At 65.2% G+C, this 1,286-nt stretch carries 1 protein-coding gene; it reads right to left on the reverse strand.

Features of this window, described 5'->3' with window-relative positions:
• A partial coding sequence (locus ACXJKH_RS20685; RefSeq protein ID WP_457322197.1) for a TonB-dependent siderophore receptor occupies positions 1-886 on the reverse strand: 886 nt, incomplete at its 3' end.
• Positions 887-1,286: the final 400 nt, after the last annotated feature.

The raw sequence follows: 1,286 nt of genomic DNA on the forward strand, positions 1-1,286 counted from the left end.
GGTCGAAGGTGTTCCAGCCGGGCTCGCCGATGAAGGTGCTGTTTTTCATGTAGCCGTAGCGCGTCGGGGTGAGCGTGCCCGCTGCCGGCAGGAACTGGTAAGTGGAGCCGCCGTCGTCCTTCTGGTACATGCCCAGCAGGGTCATTCGGGTGCGCTCGGCGATCTGCCAGGTGTAGCTGGGCGCCAGGAACCCGTGCTTCTGTTGCGTGTGCTGAATCTGGGTATCGCCATCGCGGTACAGGCCGACCAGGCGAAACAGGTGGTCGTTTCCAGAGGTGCCCGCACCCACATCGACGGCGGCGCTGTATTGACCATGGGCGTCCAGACCCAAACGCAGCTGTTGCCGCTGGTCAGGCGTGGGCGTCTTGCTGACCTGGTTGACCATGCCGCCCGGGGCGATCTGGCCGTACAGCACCGCAGACGGCCCCTTGAGCACTTCCACCCGCTCCAGGTTCCAGCTGTCGAACATGCTGCGGTTCCACTGGCTGCCCTGCGGTGCGCGCATGCCATCGAGGGTCACGTTGTTGGACCAGCTGCCGGCATCGAAACCGCGGATACGGAAGTCGTCCACGCGGTTGTCGATGCCGCTGCTCTCCAGGCTCACCCCGGCCACGTAGCGCATCGCATCATTGAGCGACTGCACGCCGCGCGCATCCAGTTCGGCGCGCTCGATCACCGACACGGACTGCGGCGTCTCGGTAATGCTGGTGCTGGTCTTGGTTGCACCGCTGGCGCTGTTGGCCGCACGGTAGGCGTTGACCCGTACCGCATCCAGATCGGTGGCGGTCTGCGCGTGTACGGGGAGCGCGCCTGCGGCAGACAGTGCGCAGGCGAGGGCGAGCAGGTTGGGGCGCAACCGGCGGGAGGTTTCAGTGGGGAAGGGCATGACGGAACGCTCGAAGACACGGAAGGTGTGCGCGCGCTGGCCTTTCGCACGCGGCCCGTAGCCGCCACCAGCGCCGTTGCGTCGCCGGCGGCGACGTTGCCCGCTGCATTCTAGGGAATCTGGCAATTTATGCAATTGCGACACATTCGCATATGGGGTGCGAAGCCCACGATGTTGGATGCCGTTGGCGCGTTGAATGTTGCGCAGAGCCATTCATCGTTCTACCGGTGCCGCCAATAACCGCTTGCGCATCCCGCCGCGAGGTCTAGAATGCGCCCATCACCTGACCACCGCCGCCATGACTTCGATGCCGCTCCTGACGTTTTTTACCCAGACCCGCGAAAGCGCGGGACGGGCGCGTCTGCCCTGCGGCTCATCAGGCGGCTGACCGGTATCCGGT

The sequence above is a fragment of the Stenotrophomonas sp. P5_B8 genome, assembly GCF_054049855.1.